We start from the raw sequence: 17809 nt of genomic DNA, 5'->3' as shown, positions 1-17809 counted from the left end.
TGGAGTTAAACCGGCACTAATTTAAAATTAGACAGCACGGCGAGTATTGCGTAAACCCCGAATACTGCATAGCAGCTATTCAGGCATTGAGCTTGCAAAAGCCTATGCTGGAAAAGTAGTCGGGGTGTCTCTTTTGGCGTTTCGGCGGGAATACGCTAAATTCGCCATTGAGGAGGTGCGCGATCTGGAAAGTAAACGTCTCTGAGCCGCTTATGAATATAGGTGCTGAGACTTTCTGGCAGTTAGCTTTTTACGCAAGGAATGAAGCCTGAGCAGCCTGATTTTCCTGGGGTCAGAGACCAAATCCATGATCGAGCTGTGCAAGCATGTCCATCACAAGTAGGTATCCAGCCTCAGTGCAGGCGTACTCAAGCGCTGATATTTCTCCGAAGCTCGTGCGTGGCTGACTCAGCCATGTCGCCGCTTTCGCCTTGTTGCCAAAAACCTCTTCGGCCCGGAACCAAACTCGCTGTACGTTATCCATCGGTCACCTCATTAAGCATAAACTTATGGAAGCTACTGGAGTGTTGGGGAGGGGCAGCAAATTACCAGTAACTGATAAGCAGAAATTGCCTGAAAGAGTGCCTCCGCCGCAAGTCTTAATGTTTCGAGCTCGGCAGCCGGCAGCCCAGAATCCATATCATCTTGATATTGCTTCAGAGTGTTTAAGGTTTGCTGCAATGCATCCAGTGCGTGCCTCAGGGTGTCAAGCGCACTGGTCATCAGCGGCTCATTAGCTTCAAGAGTTGTAAGCACGTCTTTATCCATCAACTCCCTCCTTGGCTGAAAGGTAGCCTAGCCTGTCGGCAGCCGATGAGTACACCCAGAAGGGGATGGGTACATTGCATGATGCTACGGACGCGAGGAGTGCCTCGGCTTGCGAGGGTTTCTTGACGGGAAGGCAGTGAGCCTACTGCTTGCTGCCAGGCCATCAGGGCACCGTTTGCGATAGCGGAATCTCCGAAACCTTTAGGGCTGTCATGGTCGGGAGAGCAGAGAATCATCTCGTTCGCCCATTTGCCTTCTGCTGGCCAGATGGAGGGGTATCCGGGCTTGCGTGCTGACTGACTGTGCAATATCATGATTGCACAGTCAGTAAATTCGTATAAAACCCAGCGTTTTCAGTGTTATGTGCAGAAAAGTCGTAACATGAATTTGATGGACGGCCTGAGCGTATTTGCGCTCAACGATGCACAGGAAGCCGCCAAACGCTTGCTCTACAGCGGGCCGATCCGCCTGAAACCGGTGCATGCCTGCGCCGGGCGCGGCCAGGAAGTTATCCACAGCCTGGATGAGTTCGAGGCCGTGCTGGCGCGCCCCGAAGCGGCCCGGATGTTCAGCGAAGGCGTCGTGCTGGAACAAGACCTGCACGATGTGGTCACCCATAGTGTGGGCCAGAGTTTTATCGGCGATCACGTCATCAGCTACTGCGGCGAGCAATACCTGACCCAGGACGGACAGGGCGAGGAGGTCTACGGTGGCTCCAACCTGCTGGTGGTGCCTGGCGGTTATGACGATTTGCTCAAGCTCGAGCTGCCCGGCGACGTGCGCCAAGCCATCGAGCAAGCCCAGGTCTTCGACGCGGCCGCCGATGAGGCTTACCCGGGTTTCTACGCGTCCCGGCGCAACTACGATATCGCCCAGGGCCTGGACAGCGACGGCCAGCGGCGCAGTGGTGTGCTTGAACAATCCTGGCGCATGGGGGGCGCCAGCAGCGCGGAAGTCGCGGCGCTGCAGAGCTTTATCAACCACCCGGGCCTCAAGGCCATTCAGGTGTCTTCGGTAGAAACCTACGTGGACCAGGCGCTGCCCGCGGATGCTATCGAGGTGTACCGAGGCCCGGCGGAACACAGCGACTTTCTTCTCAAGTACGTGACGGTTAAATCTTATGACGGCTAGAAGCGAAAGCATTGCGATCGACATCGACGACGAACAGATGAGCGGCACGTTCCTCAGCCCCAAATCGAAGGTGCCGGGGGTGTTATTCGTGCACGGCTGGGGCGGTAGCCAGGAGCGGGACCTGGAGCGCGCCAAAGGTATCGCCGGGCTGGGATGCGTGTGCCTGACGTTCGATCTGCGTGGCCACGCGGGCACAGGTATCCCGTTGTCCCGCGTCACCCGTGAAGACAACCTGCGCGATCTGCTGGCGGCCTACGACCGACTGCTCTCGCACCCGGCCATCGACACCTCGGCGGTGGCGGTGGTGGGCACCAGCTATGGCGGCTACCTGGCGGCGATTCTCACCTCATTGCGCCCGGTGCGCTGGCTGGCGCTGCGCGTGCCTGCGTTGTACCGCGACCAGGAATGGCTCAAGCCCAAGCGTGACCTCGATAAGGCCGACCTGATGGATTACCGCAGCACGCTGGTGCACGCCGAAACCAACCGCGCACTGCAGGCCTGCGCGCAATTTACCGGTGATGTGCTGATTGTCGAATCGGAAACCGATGACCATGTGCCCCACGCCACCATCATGAGCTACCGCGCGGCGTGCCAGCACACGCACTCCCTGACGCACCGCATCATCGATGGTGCCGACCACTCCCTGAGCGATCCAGTGTCACAACAGGCCTACACCTCGATCCTGGTGGACTGGATCACCGAGATGGTAGTGGGGGAACGGTTGAGCATCATCCAGTCCCAGTAACGCGATCATGCTGGTGTTTTCTTCACCCGTAGTGCCTTGGCTTTGGCCTCGACACCGAGGTACATCACCAGGGCGATCAGTAGCGGCAGGATAAAGTAAATGGCCCGATAGGCGATCAGCCCGGCCAGCAAACTGCCGCGCGACGCTTCATGTTGCAGCAGTGCGATAAACACCGCTTCCAGCACCCCGAGCCCGGCGGGGATATGGGTGATGACACCGGCGATCGCGCTGATCAGCAGCACGCCCAACACCAGCGGGTAGTCCAGCTTGGCGGGCAACAAGGTGAAAATCACCGCGGCCATCAGCGACCAGTTCAACGCGCCCAATGCCAACTGCAGGCACGCCATGCGCAGCGACGGCAGGTTGATCTCGATGCCGCGAATCGACCATGCACGCTTTGTCGAGAATTGGCACGCCGCCAGATAGCCCAGGCTCGCCAGCACCAACAGCACACCCACGCCCTGCAGGGCGCCGCTGCTGAGCTTCCAGCCCGGCGGCATGGTCACCAGGCCGCTGCTGAACACCACCCCGGCCAATGCCATATAACCGAACCAATTGGTGGCCAGGCTCAGCCCGAGAATCTTGGCGATATTGCCAGTGCTCACCCCCAGCCGCGAATACAGCCGATAGCGCATGGCGATTCCGCCGACCCAGGCACTCAGGTTCAGATTGAACGCATAGCTGATGATTCCGACCGGCAGGATTTGCTTCCAGCGCAGCGGTTGGCGAATGTAGGTGCGGCCGATCAAGTCGAAGCAGGCGTAGACGATAAAGCTGCATAACGTCAGCGTGCCCGCGATCAGCAGGGTGCGCAGCTTGAAATCGCCCAGGGTGTGGAACACTTCGCTCCAGTCGATACGCCTTGCGAGCAGAGTGAACAGCACGATCAGCAACAGGAAGAACGCCACGGTCAGCGGTTTCTTCCAGCGCTTTAAGCGTGAACCGTTGGCTTCAGATGTCATGGGTTCGAGCCTCGAAGGGTTTCAACCGTGGCTTGTGCGCCGGGAACCAGCCGGTCAGCGCGGGGAAGTGGCGCATCACATGGAACACCAGGAAACCGACGGTCAGTCGCCATAGCCACAGGCGCGGCTTGCGGTTTTCCGGCATGGTCTGGCAATGCTCCTTGGCGAGTACGTCCAGGCGTTTGTACAGGTGCTGATTGAACGCCCGGTCACGAATCAGCACGTTGGCCTCCAGGTTCAGCGACAGGCTTAACGGGTCGAGGTTGCTCGAACCCACGGTGCTCCACTCGTCATCCACCAGCGCGACTTTGCCGTGCAGCGGGCGCTGGCAATATTCATGAATCACCACGCCATCCTTGAGCAGGTAGTCGTAGAGCATGCGCGCGGCCAGCTTGGCCAGCAGCACATCGGGCTGGCCCTGCATGATCAATTGCACCTTCACGCCACGGCGCGCCGCATTGCGGATCTCACGCAGCAGGCGGTAACCGGGGAAGAAATAGGCATTGGCAATCACCGCGCGTTCCCGGGCTTTGCTCAAGGCATGGATGTAGGCCTCTTCAATGTCGTCGCGGTGCTGCAGGTTGTCGCGGTAAATCAAGCGCACCAGGCCCTCGCCTGTATCGGTCGGCCAAGGCGATGGCCGTTGCTGGCGCCGTCGCCAACCGCGCCGCGTACGCACCTGGCGGCCGCTTTGGGCGAGGGCGAAATGATGCAGGTCGGCCACCGCCGGGCCTATCACCTGCACCGCGTAATCCTGCTTGGCCTCGGGGCCGAAATCCCCCAGGTGATCGGCAGAAAAATTGATCCCGCCGATAAACGCCACGGTGGCATCCACCACCACGATCTTGCGGTGCAGGCGGCGAAACCAGTTGGTGCGAATACCCAGGGTCTTGGACGCCGGGTCAAACATCTGCACGGCCACCCCGGCCTGGGCCAATTCGCCGAGAAAAGCGCGGCTCAGTTCGCCGCAGCCAAAGCCATCCAGGCTGACCACCACCTTGACTCCACGCTGCGCTGCGTCGATCAAGATGCGTTGCAGCTCATGGCCGACCTTGTCTTCGAAGAGGATAAAGGTCTCCAGCAGGATCTCCCGCTGCGCCCCGCGCAAGGCGTCGAATACTTTGGGAAAGTACGCCTCGCCGTTCTCCAGCAACTCGAGCCGGTTGTCAGGCTGCCAGCCGTAATCGAGGTCGCGAGCCTTGGCTTCATCCGGCGGCTGGTCGGTAGAAATGTGCTCAACGGCAATGTTCATAGTTCAATCTCCACCGACAGGGGCACGTGGTCTGACAGATGGGACCAGGGGCGGGTGGTCAGCACCTTGGGGTGATGAATCTTTAGATTGCGCACATAGATGCGGTCCAGTGCCAGCAGCGGCAGGCGTGCCGGAAAGGTGCGTGCGGGTTTACCGTGGGCCTGCATGAAGACTTCCTGCAGGCCGCTTTGGCTGAGGTCGGCGCGTTGGCGCCAGTCATTGAAATCGCCGGCAACCACCAACGGCGCATCCGCCGGGATCTCGCTGATACGCTGCTCCAGCAAGCGCAATTGCTGCTGGCGATGCACCTCGCGCAAGCCCAGGTGGATGCAGATCGCATGCACTTCCTGTCCGGTGCCAGGCAAGCGCAGCACGCAATGCAACAGGCCACGGTTTTCATGGCCGCTTTGGGAGATGTCGAGGTTGTCGTAACTCACGATCTGGAATTTCGACAGCAACGCATTGCCGTGGTCGCCATGGGGGTAGACCGCGTTGCGCCCGTAGGCGAACTGCGGCCAGATGCTGTCGGCGAGGAACTCGTACTGCGGCATGTTCGGCCAGTCGCTGTAGCGCTGGGGATGGCGCTCGTGGGTGCCGTGGATTTCCTGCAGGAACACCATATCAGCGCCCACACTGCGTACCGCTTCACGCAGCTCGGGCAGGATGAAGCGTCGGTTCAAGGCGGTGAAGCCCTTGTGGATATTGACCGTCAGCACCGTGAAGCGAGTGATGGCGACGGTGGGCGTAATGGGGACCCATTCCGGATGCGTCATGGCAACACCCCCGGTTCAGGCAACTTGCCGGGCTCGGTGGAAAGCTGCCTGTCCAGCCCGAAACGCTGCAGCAAGTGGCGTGCATCGAAGGGCGCACGCACTTTGATGTCATTGTCGAAAAAGCAAAACACATCCCGCTGTTTGCGGGCGCGCGGTTTGTGCTGCGGGGCGGCCAGGTGCGCATCGGCCGGTTGCTTGCCGTGGGCCCAACGTTCGATGCGATCGCCCCAGCGCTTGAGGGCTTCATCGGTATAACCGCTGGCGTACAGCTGCTTGTCGCCGTGCAAACGCAAGTACATGAAGTTGGCGGTAACATCTTCGAGATACGGCCACTTGCCGGCGGTGTCTGCCACCACCAACGCCACGCCGTGCTTATCCAGCATCTGCACAAACTCCGGCACCGCAAAACTGTTATGACGAATCTCCACCGCGTGGCGCAGGGCGCGCTTGCCGTGGGCCTGCAGGCTGGCCTTGCCGTTCAGGCGCGGCTCATGCTGGTGGGCGAGGGTGGCGGCCTGCCGGGTGTCGGTGGGCAATTCGGCGAGGAAGGCTTCGAACAGCAGCGGATCGAATTTAAAGCTGGGCGGAAACTGCCACAGGATCGGGCCGAGTTTGTCTTTCAACTCCAGCACTCCGGAGGCGAAGAAGTTCGCCATCGGCTTGTGCACATCCTGCAGGCGCAGGATATGCGTGATGTAGCGCGGTGCCTTGACACTGAACATGAAGTCTTCAGGCGTCTGGGCATACCACTCGGCGTAACGCTTGGGAGTTTGCAGAGCGTAGAACGAACCGTTGATCTCGATGCTGTTGACGGCCCGTGACGCAAACTGCAGCTCGCGTTTCTGGGTCAGCCCCTCGGGGTAGAAATCCCCCCGCCAAGGCGTGTAGCGCCAGCCGGAAATGCCGATATGAATCGCCGCCATGGTTACTCCCGTCGATGTGGGTCGATTGACCTCCGTTTTGGGATGACCGTGCAATTTGCGCGAAAGTTTCCACCGTCCTACAGACGGTGCAGGTTCAAAACTGTGCCGAAGGCCACCACGCCTCACCCCGGCATGCAGGCCGCATTTGATAGTTGCCCAAGCGGCAAAGATGCTGAAACAGGGGAACGATCAGTGCTCAAATTCGTCAGTTCCTTACAGACCCTTCTGAAGGAGCCCGGTGTTTTGCTGAATCTAAAGACTGCATTACTGCTCGGCGCGCTGCTGTTCTGCGGCAGCGGCGCACTGTACGCCGCTGCCACCGCGCCGGAAGCCGAAGCACCGGCCAAACCGGAGTTGCTGGTAGAGGGCGGATTGCTCGGTGCCATCAGTTCCAGCATCGATGATGTGCAGAACAAGCTCGACCTCAATCAGAACCTTGTTGATGCCTGGCGCCTGCGCGCGGACCGCGCGGCAGATGAGGTCGGCCGGTTGGTTGACCAGACGTCGGAGCGTTCGCCGTGGAGCGTGGCCGGCGACTTCCTGCTGCTGTCCGGGGTGTGGGTCGGTGCCTTCGTTGGGTTGACGCTGCTGGGGCGGTTTATCGTGCTGCGCCTGAGTCGTCGTCCTTTCATCGAACGGCGGGGGCGCCTGCAAGGCGTGCTGGGTTATGTGGTGCCCTACACGATCCCGGCGCTGATCTGCCTGCCGCTGACGCTCTATGTCAGTCACTTCCTGCCCACGTCCATAGGTCGCGCACTGGCGCTGTGCTTTGCCTATGCGACCAGCAGCGGCATCTTCTCCACGTCGATGCTGCTGTGCGTGATTGTGATGTTCAACGTCGGCCATAAGCGGCCGGCGGTGCAGATCATTCGCGACTACTGCCCCAAGCCCCTGTTCCTGATCGGCTTCCTCGCCGCCCTCAGCGACGCCCTGACCAGTCCGCAGATCGCCCGCCAGCTCGGGGGCAATATCACCAGCAGTATCGCGGTGTTTACCGGCCTGTTCGCGGCGGTGATCTTTGGCGTGCTGGTGGTGCGCCTGCGCCGCCCGGTGGCCCACCTGATCCGTAATCGACCGCTGGCCCAGCGCCTGAAACACCCGGCGTTGCAGCAGTCGCTGCGGATATTTTCCGGCCTTTGGTACTGGCCGATCCTGTTGATGGTGCTGGTCTCGGCGATCAACCTGATCGGCGCCGGCGACGACAACCAGAAAGCCCTGCGCTGCGCGCTGTTCACCACGATTCTGTTGATCGGCACGGTATTCCTGAGCACGGTGCTGCAACACCTGTTCAAGTCCCGCAGCCAGGTGGCTATCCAGCGCAGCAGTGCCTACAAGGAGCGTTTTCTCAGCCTGTTGCACGCGATCCTGCGCATTGTCATGGCCATCGCCTTTATCGAAATACTCGGGCGGATCTGGGGCGTGTCGCTGTTCGAATTCGCCCAGCGCAACTCGGTGGGACGCGCGATCAGCGATTCCCTCAGCAGCATCGGCCTGATCCTGCTGATGACCTGGTTGTTCTGGGTGGTGCTCGACACGGCGATCCAGGAAGCGCTGAAACCGCCGGTGAACAAACGCTCCAATCGCCAGCCCAGCACAAGGGTGAAGACCATCCTGCCGCTGCTGCGCAATGCGGTGAAAATCATCCTGGTGGTGATCTGCGCAATCACCACCATGGCCAACCTGGGCATCAACGTCGCGCCGTTGCTGGCGGGGGCCGGTGTGGTCGGCCTGGCGATTGGTTTCGGCTCCCAGCAATTGGTGCAGGACGTGATTACCGGCCTGTTCATCATCATCGAAGACACCTTGTCCATCGGCGACTGGGTGGTGCTTGATTCCGGCCACGCCGGCACCGTCGAAGGCCTGACCATCCGTACCCTGCGCCTGCGCGACGGCAAGGGCTTTGTGCATTCGGTGCCGTTCGGGCAGATCAAGGCGGTCACCAACCAGTCGCGGCAATTTGCCTATGCGTTCTTCTCGGTGCAGTTCACCTACGACACCGATGTGGACAAGGCCGTGGAACTGATCCGCGAGGCCGGGCAGTCGATCCGCGACGATGTGTTCCTCAAGTACAACCTGCAAGGGCCGCTGGAGGTGTTTGGCGTCGACAAGATGGACCTTAATGGCGTGGTGCTCACGGCGCAGTTCCGTACCGTGTCGGGTGGGCAATATGCGGTGAGCCGTGCGTTCAACCAGCGTTTGAAAAAGCTTGTGGATAACTGTGATGAGGTGCACTTCGCGCAGACTTATCCACAGCAGGTTTTGTTGCCCAAGCGTACACCCCAGGTGGATGAGCCGGATGAAGAGGTGCCGGCGTCGGTGGTGTTGACGGAGCAGCCGCGTACTCAATAATCCTCCACCCCGTAGCAGCTGCCGAGCGCCAGCGAGGCTGCGTCAGGCGCGCTGCCGATTCAGAATCGAGTCGCGGCCGACGCAGCCTCGCCGGGGCTCGACAGCTGCTACGGATTTGCGCGGTGCTGGATCAGCTTGTCCCGTATTGACTGCTGATCCACATCCAGCAATATCTGTTGCTTGCCCCCCACCATCACCGCCGCCGGCAACCCATCCCGATACACAACACGATTCCCACTCACCGCCGGCACCTTGCTGCCCGGCAACAGTGTGCCCACCAGGTTCAGCGGGTCAGCCCCGCACACGGCGATCAAACTCCCGTCATGGGGGCGGCGCCGCACCTCGCGCAGCAATGGGATCGCCTCCGGCAGCGCAAACTGCTCACCCGCCAGCCCGCTGACAAACCGCCCGCCGCGAATCTCACCCCGGGCTTCCAGCCGATGGAATGTGCGTAGCAGTTCGCGCCAACTCGGCAACCAATCCGCCTCGCGCTCCAGCAAACGCCAGAACACCACGCCATAACGGCGCAGCAAGGTCATCGCCACATGTTCCAGGGTTTCGGCCGAGTGCGGGCCGGCGGCGGTCGATGGGCGGCGAATCAGCGCCCAGCGTCCGGCATCGTCCATGCCGCCGATAAACGCCCCACGCCCGCGCCGACTGCTGCGCGCCTGGCGCTTGCTGGCCGGGGTGGTCAGTGCGCGCAACCCGGCAAAACTGTCGGCATTCACCAGGCCGGCGCCGACCAGTTCCTGCAAGGCGGTTTCCAGTTCGCTGCGCAACAGATGGGCTTCGTGCACCAGCTCATCGAAAAACAGCGCGCCGTGTTCGCGCAAGGCCAGGTGGACTTTCTGCGCCTTGGGCGACAGCGTCGTGCTATCGGTGGGTTCGGTGAGCCCGCTCCACAATGCCACCTGGCTGCGCGGCAACAGCACCACCGGCGTGCTGCGCAGGGCGATGGCGCCGGACTTGTTGCTCAAGCGCGTCCACACCAGCTTGCCGCTGCGGCACAGCTCGTCGAGCCAGGTCGATGAGTAATCCTTGAGCCGCGCACTGAGCAGGTCACTGTCCCAGGCCGACGTGGCGGCGGCGTAGCCTTCGAACTGGCCGACAATCTGCGGCAGCATCGCGCTGCCCTGGCCACGTGTGCTATCGGACAGATGCTGCCAATCGAACAGGAAGCGCATGAAATCCTGCAGCGCCACCGGCTCGATTTCCCGGCGCAGGCGCTTGACCGTGTAGCGATGAATGCGTGCGAGCAGATGCCGTTCGCACCATTGTTCCTCGAGTGCGCCGGGGCTGAAGCGACCGCGCAGCACGTAGCCTTCCTGCTCCAGGCGGGCCAGTGCCTGGGTGATGTCGGCCAGCGGCAAGGCCAGTGGCGCGGCGATCTCGATAATGCTCTGCGGGCCGAAGCCACCCAGGCGCGCACGCAGCAGTTCCACCAGCGCGTCGTCAAAGGTCCAGGGCTCATTGAAGCCGGGGAGCAACGGCAAGCTGTTGGGGTAGATCGCCTGCAAACACCCCAGGCGCTCCACCGCGACCCACAGGCCATTGGACAACTGAAAGGCGCGGCCAGCCTTGGCCAAGGCGTTCAGCCACTCGGCCCATTGCGCCGTGACTTCGTGGCTGGCGATGCACGCCAGGCTCATCAGTGCCTCATGCATTTCATCCACGCCATGGGGCGCCGGCCAGGCCTCTTCGCGCACGCCGGCGATGGCGTCCGCATCCAGTGCGCCCAGGTCGTCGGTGCTCTGTGGGTCGCTCCAACGACGGTTGAGCACGGCCTGGGTGCGGCGTTCTTCCAGCGGTGCATCGTCGAGAAAGGTGTAGGGGCGCGCGCTGAGGATTTCGGCGGCCATGGGCGAGGGCGCCGGCAGGTCGCGGCTGATCAAGCGCACTTCGCCGCGCTCCATGCGCCGCAGCAAGGCAAGCCAGGCGTCGCTGTCCATGGCTTCGTGCAGGCAGTCATCGAGGGTTTGTTCCACCAGCGGGTGCTCGGGTACTTCGCGTTCACCGGCGAGGTTTTCCAGGCAGGCGATCTGGTCGGGGAACACACTGGCGATCAGGTCTTCGCTCTTCATGCGCTGGATCTGCGGCGCCACCTTGCGCCCACCGGTAAAGCGCGGCAGCGCCAGGGCCACGCCGGCGTTCCAGCGCCAGCGCACGCCGAACAGCGGCGCATCCAGCACCGCCTGGATCAGCAGGTGTTCGGCACTGTTGCTGTTGAGGTAACGCCACACCTCATCCAGCTCGAAACTGTGGCTGGTGGACAGCGACAGCACGATCGCATTTTCGCTGGCTGCCGCCTGCAATTCGAAATTGAAGGTGCGGCAAAAACGCTTGCGCAAGGCCAGGCCCCAGGCCCGGTTGATGCGGCTGCCGAACGGCGTGTGGATGATCAACTGGGTGCCGCCGGATTCGTCGAAAAACCGCTCCATGATCAACGTGTCCTGGGACGGCAACGCGCCGAGGGCCAGGCGCGCGCGGGCCAGGTAGTCGAGGATCTGTTCGGCGCTGGTGCGGTTCAGGCCAAGGGTGCCGGTGAGCCACTCTTGCGCCGGTTGCAGGTCGCCGGGGCTGGCGCTGAGCAGGGTGTCGAGTTGCCCCTGCAAACGCGCGACAGCGGCGGATAACTCATTGCTGCGCCCCGGCGCTTCGCCGAGCCAGAACGGAATGGTCGGCGGCTGGCCGTGGGCGTCTTCGACCCGCACTTTGCCGGCCTCGACCCGCAGGATGCGGTAGGAGGTATTGCCGAGCTGGAAGATATCCCCGGCGATGCTTTCCACCGCGAAGTCTTCGTTGACGCTGCCGATGTTCAGGCTTTGGGGTTCGAGCAACACGCTGTAGTCGGCGTTGTCGGGGATGGTGCCGCCGCTGGTCACGGCGGTCAGCTTGGCGCCACGGCGACCGCGCAGGGTGCGGGTCAGGGCATCGCGGTGCAGGTACGCGCTGCGGATACCCTGGCGCCCGTTGTAGCCCTCGGCGAGCATCTGCAGCAGCGCCTGATAGTGGCGTTCATCCAGGGTGGCGTAGGGCGCGGCGCGGTGGATCAGGTCAAGCAGGGCCTGCTCCGGCCACTCCTGGGCACTGACCTCGGCGATGATCTGCTGGGCCAGCACGTCCAGGGGCGCCACCGGGATCTGCAAGGTGTCCAGTTCTCCCCGCCGCACACAATCGAGCAGGGCGGCGCATTCGATCAGATCGTCGCGGGTGGTGGCGAACAGGCGCCCCTTGGGCGTGCCGCCGACCTGATGCCCGGAGCGGCCCACCCGTTGCAGAAAGCCGTTGATGGAGCCCGGCGAACCGATCTGGCACACCAAATCGACATCGCCGATATCAATCCCCAGTTCCAGGGACGCTGTGGCGATCAGCACTTGCAGCTCGCCGGCCTTGAGCCGTTGCTCGGCGTCCAGGCGCATCTCCTTGGCCAGGCTGCCGTGGTGGGCGGCGACGGCGCTCTTGCCCAGGCGCTCGCTCAAGTGCCGGGCCAGGCGTTCGGCCAGGCGCCGGGTGTTGACGAAGATCAGCGTGGTGCGGTGCTCACGGGCAAGGGCGGAGAGGCGGTTGTAGACCAGCTCCCAGACATCGTTGGCCATCACCGCCGACAGCGGCACCGGAGGCACTTCGATATCCAGGTCACGGGGGCGGGCATGGCCGATGTCGACGATGTCGCACGTTCGCTCAGTGCCCACCAGAAAGCGCGACACCGCTTCGATGGGTTTTTGCGTGGCCGACAGACCGATGCGGGTCAGCGGCTCGGCGCACAAGCCTTGCAGGCGCTCCAGGCTCAAGGCCAGGTGGCTGCCGCGTTTGCTGGCGGCGATGGCGTGGATTTCATCGACGATCACCGTGCGCGTGCTGGCCAGCGTCTGCCGGCCGGAGTCCGAGCCCAGCAGCACGTAGAGCGATTCCGGCGTGGTCACCAGGATATGCGGCGGGCGCTTGCGCATCTGTGCGCGGTCTTTCTGCGGGGTATCGCCGGTGCGCACGGCGGTGCGGATCACCAGTGGCGGCAGGCCCAGGCGCTGCAAATGCTCGGTGATCCCGGCCAGCGGGGTTTGCAGGTTGATCTGGATGTCATTGGACAGCGCCTTGAGCGGCGACACATACACCACCAGCGTCTCGTCCGGCAGTTGCCCGCCGTTGGCCAGGCCCTGGTGAACCAGGTCATCGAGCACCGCGAGGAAGGCCGTCAGCGTCTTGCCGGAGCCGGTGGGCGCTGCGATCAGCGTCGAGCGGCGCTGGCGGATCAGCGGCCACGCCTGGGCCTGGGCCCTGGTCACCGAAGGGAAGGTGTGGCGGAACCAGGTGCTGACGGCGGGGTGGAAGCCGTTCAAGACCGTGTCGGTTGATTCAGGAAGGTTCATGCCTAAGTTATGCAGCCCACTCCAACAAGTTGCAACCCCGCACTTTATCCGTGACGGTTGCGCTACAAACCCGCAAAATGCAACGATTCTGGAATAAACCTACGGCACGCCTCACGGGCTTGCCGACCATAACCATCGTTCCAAACAGACCGGGCCTGCTCAATCTATGCGAATGCGCCTTATGTTACTGGGCGGCGGGAATGCCCTCGGGCAGGCGCTGATTCGCCTCGGTGCAGAGGAAGACATTGGTTTCCTCGCACCCAAACCGCCCCAAGACGGCTGGGATGCCGCAAGCCTCACCCAATTGCTCGACGACACCCGTCCCGATGCGTTGATCAACCTCGCCTACTATTTCGACTGGTTCCAGGCCGAAGCCGTCAGCGAAACCCGCCTGGCCGCCCAGGAGTTCGCCATCGAGCGCCTGGCTGAACTGTGCCAGCACCACAACATTACCCTGCTGCAACCGTCCAGCTACCGCGTGTTCGATGGCTCCCGCGCCACCGCCTACAGCGAAAAGGACGAGCCGGTGCCCCTGGGCCTGCGCGGCCAGGCGTTATGGCGGATCGAACAGAGCGTGCGCGCGACGTGCCCGCAACATGTGCTGTTGCGTTTTGGCTGGCTGTTGGATGACAGCGTCGACGGCACCCTCGGGCGCTTCCTGGCCCGGGCCGAGAAACCGGATGAGTTGTTGATGGCGGACGACCGCCGCGGTAACCCGACGCCGGTGGACGATGCCGCACGGGTGATCATCTCGGTGCTCAAGCAACTCGATTGCGCGGCGCCGCTGTGGGGCACTTACCACTACGCCGGGCATGAGGCGACCACGCCGCTGGCGCTGGGCCAGGCGATCCTCACCGAAGCGCGCAGCTACCATGCGCTGGCCATCGAAGCGCCCACCGCCCAGGCCCACGCGGCACGGCCGGATGCGGCAGACGAACCGCAGCATGCGGTGCTGGCCTGCAAGAAAATCCTCCACACCTTCGGCATCAAGCCGCGGGCGTGGCGAGCGGGGTTACCGGCGTTGCTGGACCGGTTCTACCGCCATAGCTGACACGACACAAAGCAAAATGTGGGAGGGGGGTTGCTGTGGTGATGGGGACTTGTCCCTCACCACAGCAACCCCCCTCCCACATTGGTTATGCAGTGTTGCTTAGAACTTGTAGCCGATACCCACCATGTAAACCATTGGGTCCACGTCCACATTGACCTTGGCCCGGGTGCCAGGCGCCACGGCGTTGTTTTCCACGGTGGCCTTGGTGCTGATGTCGATGTAACGCGCCTGGGCGTTGATCATCCACTTGTCGTTGATCATGTAGTCCGCGCCGATCTGCGCAGCCCAGCCCCAGGAGTTCTCGGCCTTGAAGTTGCTGAAACCGGCTTCGGAGGCGCGGCTGCCGACGTGTTCGTCGTAGATCCAGGTGTAGTTGATACCGGCGCCTACATACGGCTGGAACGGGGATTTATTGTCCAGTGGGTAGTACACGACGCTCAGGGTCGGCGGCAGGTGTTTCAGCGTACCGAGCTTGCCGTTGGCGGCGCCGAGGGCGGTGTTCTTAAGCTTCACGTCATGCTCGAACGGCGTGGCCGCCAGCAGTTCGATACCGACATGGCTGGTGAGCATGTAGGCGAAGTTCAAACCCAGCTGGGTGTCGCTGCTCATGGTCGCCTTGCCGCCCAGGTTGGCGCCGGCCAGTGGACCCTGGTCAACTTTGACGGTGCCGCTGTCTGCCTTCGGGTTCACGGTGATTGCACCGGCACGAATCAGAATGTCGCCCGCTTCGTGAGCGTGGACGGCAGGGGCGGCGAGTGCGAGGGCGAAGAGGGACGCGCCGAGCAGAGACTTGTTCATGGGAGCTCCAGAGGACGTTTAGAAGTTGTACGTCCAATGGTAAAGATCGTTCCGTCCGGTCTGTTGACTCAGCTCAATGAAAGGGCGATCAGCGTTATTCCGGCAGTTCGTAGATATAAATTTTCTCGGCATCCATTTGGTAGCCGGCGTCGGCCAGTTCACTGGTGGACGGTTTGACCTGCATCGCACCCTCGATCCAGTACGGCTGGTAGAGCTCATCGAGTTTCACGCCGAGTTCGCTTTTCACGTGCACGATCTGGTTCGATGGCGGTGGCGGCACATGGATGCACGCGCCGAAATACGGCACCAGCAGGAACTCGGTGGTGCGGCCTTCTTCGCTGACTTCCAGCGGCACGATATACCCGGGCAGGCGGATGTGCTGGCCATCGAGGCTCTGCACCACCGGCGCATTGGGCAGATCCTGCTTGGCCGCTGGTGCCGCTTCGACGGACAAGGCATCGGCCATGTTCGACAGATTGTGCAGCGGTTTCATATTGGGGATTTCCGGTGGCGCGTCCGGCGGGATCATCTCCTGCCAGGACAAATCCCTGGGCTGGTCCTCCGCCCAGGCCGGCACGGCCACCAGCAGCAATAACGCAAACAGAGCGCGACGCATGAAGACTCCTCAGTGGGTAGCTGCAAGTTGCAAGCTTCAAGTAAAAGCCGATTCGCTTGAGGCTTGTAGCTTGAAACGTACAGCTGCTGTTCACAGCCTTATGGACAGGCCATCGGCCAGGGATTGTCGGTAGGCGCGCCAGGCGGGCACGCTGCCCATCAATAGCGCTGCCGCCAGGATACCGGCGAGCAAGGTCCATTCATATTCGCTGGGCCACGACATCGGCAGGTCGAGGCCGTAATTGGCCTGCAAATACCCGCGCGATGCGGCGATGCACACATACAGCAAGCCCACGCCTGCGATCACGCCGGACAGGGCCAGGGCGAAGGCTTCGAAAATCAGCAAGGTTGCGATATGCCACGGCCGCGCGCCCACCGAGCGCAGGATCGCCATTTCGCGGCGGCGTTCGTTGAGGCTGGTGAGGATCGCCGTGAGCATGCCGATCAAACCGGTCAGCACCACGAACAGCGAGATCACGAACAAGGCTTTTTCGGCGGTGCCCATCATGCTCCACAGCTCTTGCAGCGCCACGCCGGGCAGGATCGCCAGCATCGGTTCGCCACGGAATTCGTTGATCTCCCGCTGCAGGGCGAAGGTGGAAATCTTGTTGTTCAGGCCGAGCATAAAGGCCGTGATGGCTTGCGGGGTGAGGTCCATGTTGCGCGCCTGGTCGGCACTGATGCGGCCTTTGCCCTGGGCCGGTACGCCGTTGTGCCAATCGATATGGATCGCCTCCATACCGCCGAGGCTGATATGCAGCGTGCGGTCCACCGGCGTGCCGGTGCGCTTGAGAATACCGACCACGGTGAACGGTTTGTCATCGTGTTTTACCAGGCTGACCACCGCCACGCCGTGGGCCAGCACCAGCTTGTCGCCGAGCTTGTAGTGCAGGGCATCGGCGACTTCGGCGCCGAGTACTACTTCGAACGGGTCGGTGGCGAAGGCGCGGCCGCTGGCCAGTTCCAGGTTTTGCTTGCGCCCGTACTGGTAGTGCTCGAAGTAGGATTCGTTGGTGCCCATTACGCGGTAGCCACGATGGGAGTCGCCGAGGGAAATCGGGATCGCCCATTTCACCTGGGGGCTGGCGGCGAAGTGCTCGTAGCTGTCCCACCGAATGTTGTTGGTGGCGTTGCCGATGCGGAACACCGAGTACAGCAGCAGGTTGACCGAACCGGAGCGGGCGCCGACGATCAGGTCGGTGCCGCTGATGGTGCTGGCGAAACTGTTGCGCGCCTCAACGCGCACGCGTTCCACCGCCAGCAGCAGGCACACCGACAAGGCGATGGCGAAGGCGGTGAGGATCGCGGTAAAGCGGCGGTTAGCCAGGCTGGCCATGGCTAGACGAAACAGATACATCTCAAACCTCTGCGGGCGTGGCGGCGCGATTGAGTTCGGCCAGCGACAGGTTACGGTCGAACAGCGGCGCCAGGCTCTGGTCATGGCTGACAAACAACAGGCTGGCGCCGGCTTCGCGGCATTCGGCGAACAGCAGTCGAATGAAGGCTTCGCGGGCGTCGTAGTCCAGGGCCGAGGTGGGCTCGTCGGCGATCACCAACTCCGGTTGGCCGATCAGCGCACGGGCGGCGGCCACCCGTTGCTGTTGGCCGATGGACAGCGAGTCGGCGCGGCGCTCCAGCAAGTCCTTATCCTTCAGGCCCAGGTGCGCCAGCAATGTGGCGGCGGCTGTGTCGACACTGCCGTGGCGCAGCTTTGCCCGTTGCGCGCGCAGCTTGGAAAAGTGACAGGGCAGCTCGACGTTCTCGCGCACCGACAGGAACGGCAGCAGGTTGAACTGCTGGAAGATATAGCCGGTGTGGTCAACGCGAAAGCGGTCCCGGGCGCCGGCCGAAAGTTCGGTCAGCTCCTGGCCGAGCAGGCGGATACTGCCCAGGCTGGGCTTCTGCACACCGCCGAGCAGGCCGAGCAAGGTGGTTTTGCCACTGCCGCTCGGCCCCTTGAGAAACAGGGTTTCCCCCGCTTCCAGGCGGAACGCGGGGATGTCCAGCAACTGTGGGTGACCGGGCCAGTTAAAGCCCAGGTCAGACAGTTCGATCAATGGGTGGGTCATGGGCAC

General features: G+C 62.4%; 14 protein-coding genes and 1 pseudogene. 4 read left to right on the top strand and 11 right to left on the bottom strand.

What is annotated here, in order from left to right; genetic code table 11:
* Positions 1-292 precede the first annotated feature (292 nt).
* Together BFP99_RS02690 and BFP99_RS02685 are read right to left on the bottom strand one after the other, a co-directional pair.
* A complete protein-coding gene (locus BFP99_RS02690) occupies positions 293-484 on the bottom strand; it encodes an MbcA/ParS/Xre antitoxin family protein (RefSeq protein WP_065925124.1) in 192 nt (63 codons plus the stop codon).
* Positions 485-516: 32 nt separating this feature from the next.
* Entirely contained in the window at positions 517-768 is a 252-nt protein-coding gene (locus BFP99_RS02685; RefSeq protein WP_116643424.1) for a hypothetical protein, read from the bottom strand.
* 387 nt (positions 769-1155) lie between these two features.
* On the opposite strand from BFP99_RS02685, the pseudogene BFP99_RS02680 reads away from it, so the two are divergent.
* Positions 1156-1899 (top strand): annotated as a pseudogene (locus tag BFP99_RS02680) (DUF3182 family protein); the annotation flags it as partial.
* On the top strand, positions 1889-2644 hold the full coding sequence (locus tag BFP99_RS02675) for an alpha/beta hydrolase family protein (protein WP_027605173.1): 756 nt from the start codon (positions 1889-1891) through the stop codon (positions 2642-2644). The pseudogene BFP99_RS02680 and the gene BFP99_RS02675, both read left to right, overlap by 11 nt.
* Positions 2645-2649: 5 nt before the next feature.
* On the opposite strand, the gene BFP99_RS02670 is transcribed toward BFP99_RS02675, so the two are convergent.
* From BFP99_RS02670 to BFP99_RS02655, 4 genes are read right to left on the bottom strand one after another with little or no spacing between them, the layout of a single operon-like run.
* Positions 2650-3606, bottom strand: coding sequence for a lysylphosphatidylglycerol synthase domain-containing protein (locus BFP99_RS02670; RefSeq protein WP_065925125.1), 957 nt, complete (start codon positions 3604-3606; stop codon positions 2650-2652).
* Positions 3596-4858, bottom strand: coding sequence for a cardiolipin synthase ClsB (gene clsB / locus BFP99_RS02665; protein WP_065946592.1), 1263 nt, complete (start codon positions 4856-4858; stop codon positions 3596-3598). Before clsB ends, BFP99_RS02670 begins: the two co-directional genes overlap by 11 nt.
* Positions 4855-5631 (bottom strand): endonuclease/exonuclease/phosphatase family protein, encoded by a 777-nt coding sequence (locus BFP99_RS02660; protein WP_065925127.1) that lies wholly within the window; start codon positions 5629-5631, stop codon positions 4855-4857. Before BFP99_RS02660 ends, clsB begins: the two co-directional genes overlap by 4 nt.
* A complete protein-coding gene (locus BFP99_RS02655; protein WP_065925128.1) occupies positions 5628-6554 on the bottom strand; it encodes a DUF72 domain-containing protein in 927 nt (308 codons plus the stop codon). Before BFP99_RS02655 ends, BFP99_RS02660 begins: the two co-directional genes overlap by 4 nt.
* 243 nt (positions 6555-6797) lie before the next feature.
* Here BFP99_RS02655 and BFP99_RS02650 point away from each other — a divergent pair, with 243 nt between their 5' ends.
* On the top strand, positions 6798-8903 hold the full coding sequence (locus BFP99_RS02650) for a mechanosensitive ion channel family protein (RefSeq protein ID WP_065925129.1): 2106 nt from the start codon (positions 6798-6800) through the stop codon (positions 8901-8903).
* A gap of 107 nt (positions 8904-9010) precedes the next feature.
* On the opposite strand, the gene BFP99_RS02645 is transcribed toward BFP99_RS02650, so the two are convergent.
* Positions 9011-13270 (bottom strand): DEAD/DEAH box helicase, encoded by a 4260-nt coding sequence (locus BFP99_RS02645; protein WP_065946591.1) that lies wholly within the window; start codon positions 13268-13270, stop codon positions 9011-9013.
* Positions 13271-13436: 166 nt separating this feature from the next.
* Between BFP99_RS02645 and BFP99_RS02640 the strand changes: the two genes are divergently transcribed.
* On the top strand, positions 13437-14321 hold the full coding sequence (locus tag BFP99_RS02640) for a sugar nucleotide-binding protein (protein WP_027605180.1): 885 nt from the start codon (positions 13437-13439) through the stop codon (positions 14319-14321).
* Between the two features lie 99 nt (positions 14322-14420).
* Here the strand turns inward: BFP99_RS02640 and BFP99_RS02635 are convergent, their stop codons facing one another.
* From BFP99_RS02635 to BFP99_RS02620, 4 genes are all read right to left on the bottom strand, one after another.
* The gene (locus tag BFP99_RS02635) at positions 14421-15119 is read right to left on the bottom strand and encodes an OmpW/AlkL family protein (RefSeq protein WP_065925131.1); all 699 of its coding nucleotides are present in this window, start codon (positions 15117-15119) and stop codon (positions 14421-14423) included.
* Positions 15120-15213: 94 nt separating this feature from the next.
* Entirely contained in the window at positions 15214-15735 is a 522-nt protein-coding gene (locus BFP99_RS02630) for a DUF3299 domain-containing protein (RefSeq protein WP_065925132.1), read from the bottom strand.
* A 90-nt stretch (positions 15736-15825) separates the two neighbouring features.
* Complete coding sequence (locus tag BFP99_RS02625; protein ID WP_027605183.1) at positions 15826-17091, bottom strand: ABC transporter permease; 1266 nt, start codon at positions 17089-17091, stop codon at positions 15826-15828.
* A gap of 1 nt (position 17092) precedes the next feature.
* Entirely contained in the window at positions 17093-17803 is a 711-nt protein-coding gene (locus BFP99_RS02620; protein ID WP_065925133.1) for an ABC transporter ATP-binding protein, read from the bottom strand.
* Between the last annotated feature and the right edge of the window lie 6 nt (positions 17804-17809).

This window comes from Pseudomonas sp. 1 R 17, from assembly GCF_900067035.1.
In the GTDB taxonomy this organism is placed as follows: Bacteria; Pseudomonadota; Gammaproteobacteria; order Pseudomonadales; family Pseudomonadaceae; genus Aquipseudomonas; species Aquipseudomonas marginalis.
This window is presented reverse-complemented; position numbering and strand designations above follow the sequence as displayed.

Bases quoted from the DNA above. Each gene is read 5' to 3' on its own strand.
- BFP99_RS02690 (WP_065925124.1), bottom strand. From the start codon at position 484: ATGGATAACGTACAGCGAGTTTGGTTCCGGGCCGAAGAGGTTTTTGGC.
- BFP99_RS02685 (WP_116643424.1), bottom strand. From the start codon at position 768: ATGGATAAAGACGTGCTTACAACTCTTGAAGCTAATGAGCCGCTGATG.
- BFP99_RS02675 (WP_027605173.1), top strand. From the start codon at position 1,889: ATGACGGCTAGAAGCGAAAGCATTGCGATCGACATCGACGACGAACAG.
- BFP99_RS02670 (WP_065925125.1), bottom strand. From the start codon at position 3,606: ATGACATCTGAAGCCAACGGTTCACGCTTAAAGCGCTGGAAGAAACCG.
- clsB (WP_065946592.1), bottom strand. From the start codon at position 4,858: ATGAACATTGCCGTTGAGCACATTTCTACCGACCAGCCGCCGGATGAA.
- BFP99_RS02660 (WP_065925127.1), bottom strand. From the start codon at position 5,631: ATGACGCATCCGGAATGGGTCCCCATTACGCCCACCGTCGCCATCACT.
- BFP99_RS02655 (WP_065925128.1), bottom strand. From the start codon at position 6,554: ATGGCGGCGATTCATATCGGCATTTCCGGCTGGCGCTACACGCCTTGG.
- BFP99_RS02645 (WP_065946591.1), bottom strand. From the start codon at position 13,270: ATGAACCTTCCTGAATCAACCGACACGGTCTTGAACGGCTTCCACCCC.
- BFP99_RS02640 (WP_027605180.1), top strand. From the start codon at position 13,437: ATGCGAATGCGCCTTATGTTACTGGGCGGCGGGAATGCCCTCGGGCAG.
- BFP99_RS02635 (WP_065925131.1), bottom strand. From the start codon at position 15,119: ATGAACAAGTCTCTGCTCGGCGCGTCCCTCTTCGCCCTCGCACTCGCC.
- BFP99_RS02630 (WP_065925132.1), bottom strand. From the start codon at position 15,735: ATGCGTCGCGCTCTGTTTGCGTTATTGCTGCTGGTGGCCGTGCCGGCC.
- BFP99_RS02625 (WP_027605183.1), bottom strand. From the start codon at position 17,091: ATGTATCTGTTTCGTCTAGCCATGGCCAGCCTGGCTAACCGCCGCTTT.
- BFP99_RS02620 (WP_065925133.1), bottom strand. From the start codon at position 17,803: ATGACCCACCCATTGATCGAACTGTCTGACCTGGGCTTTAACTGGCCC.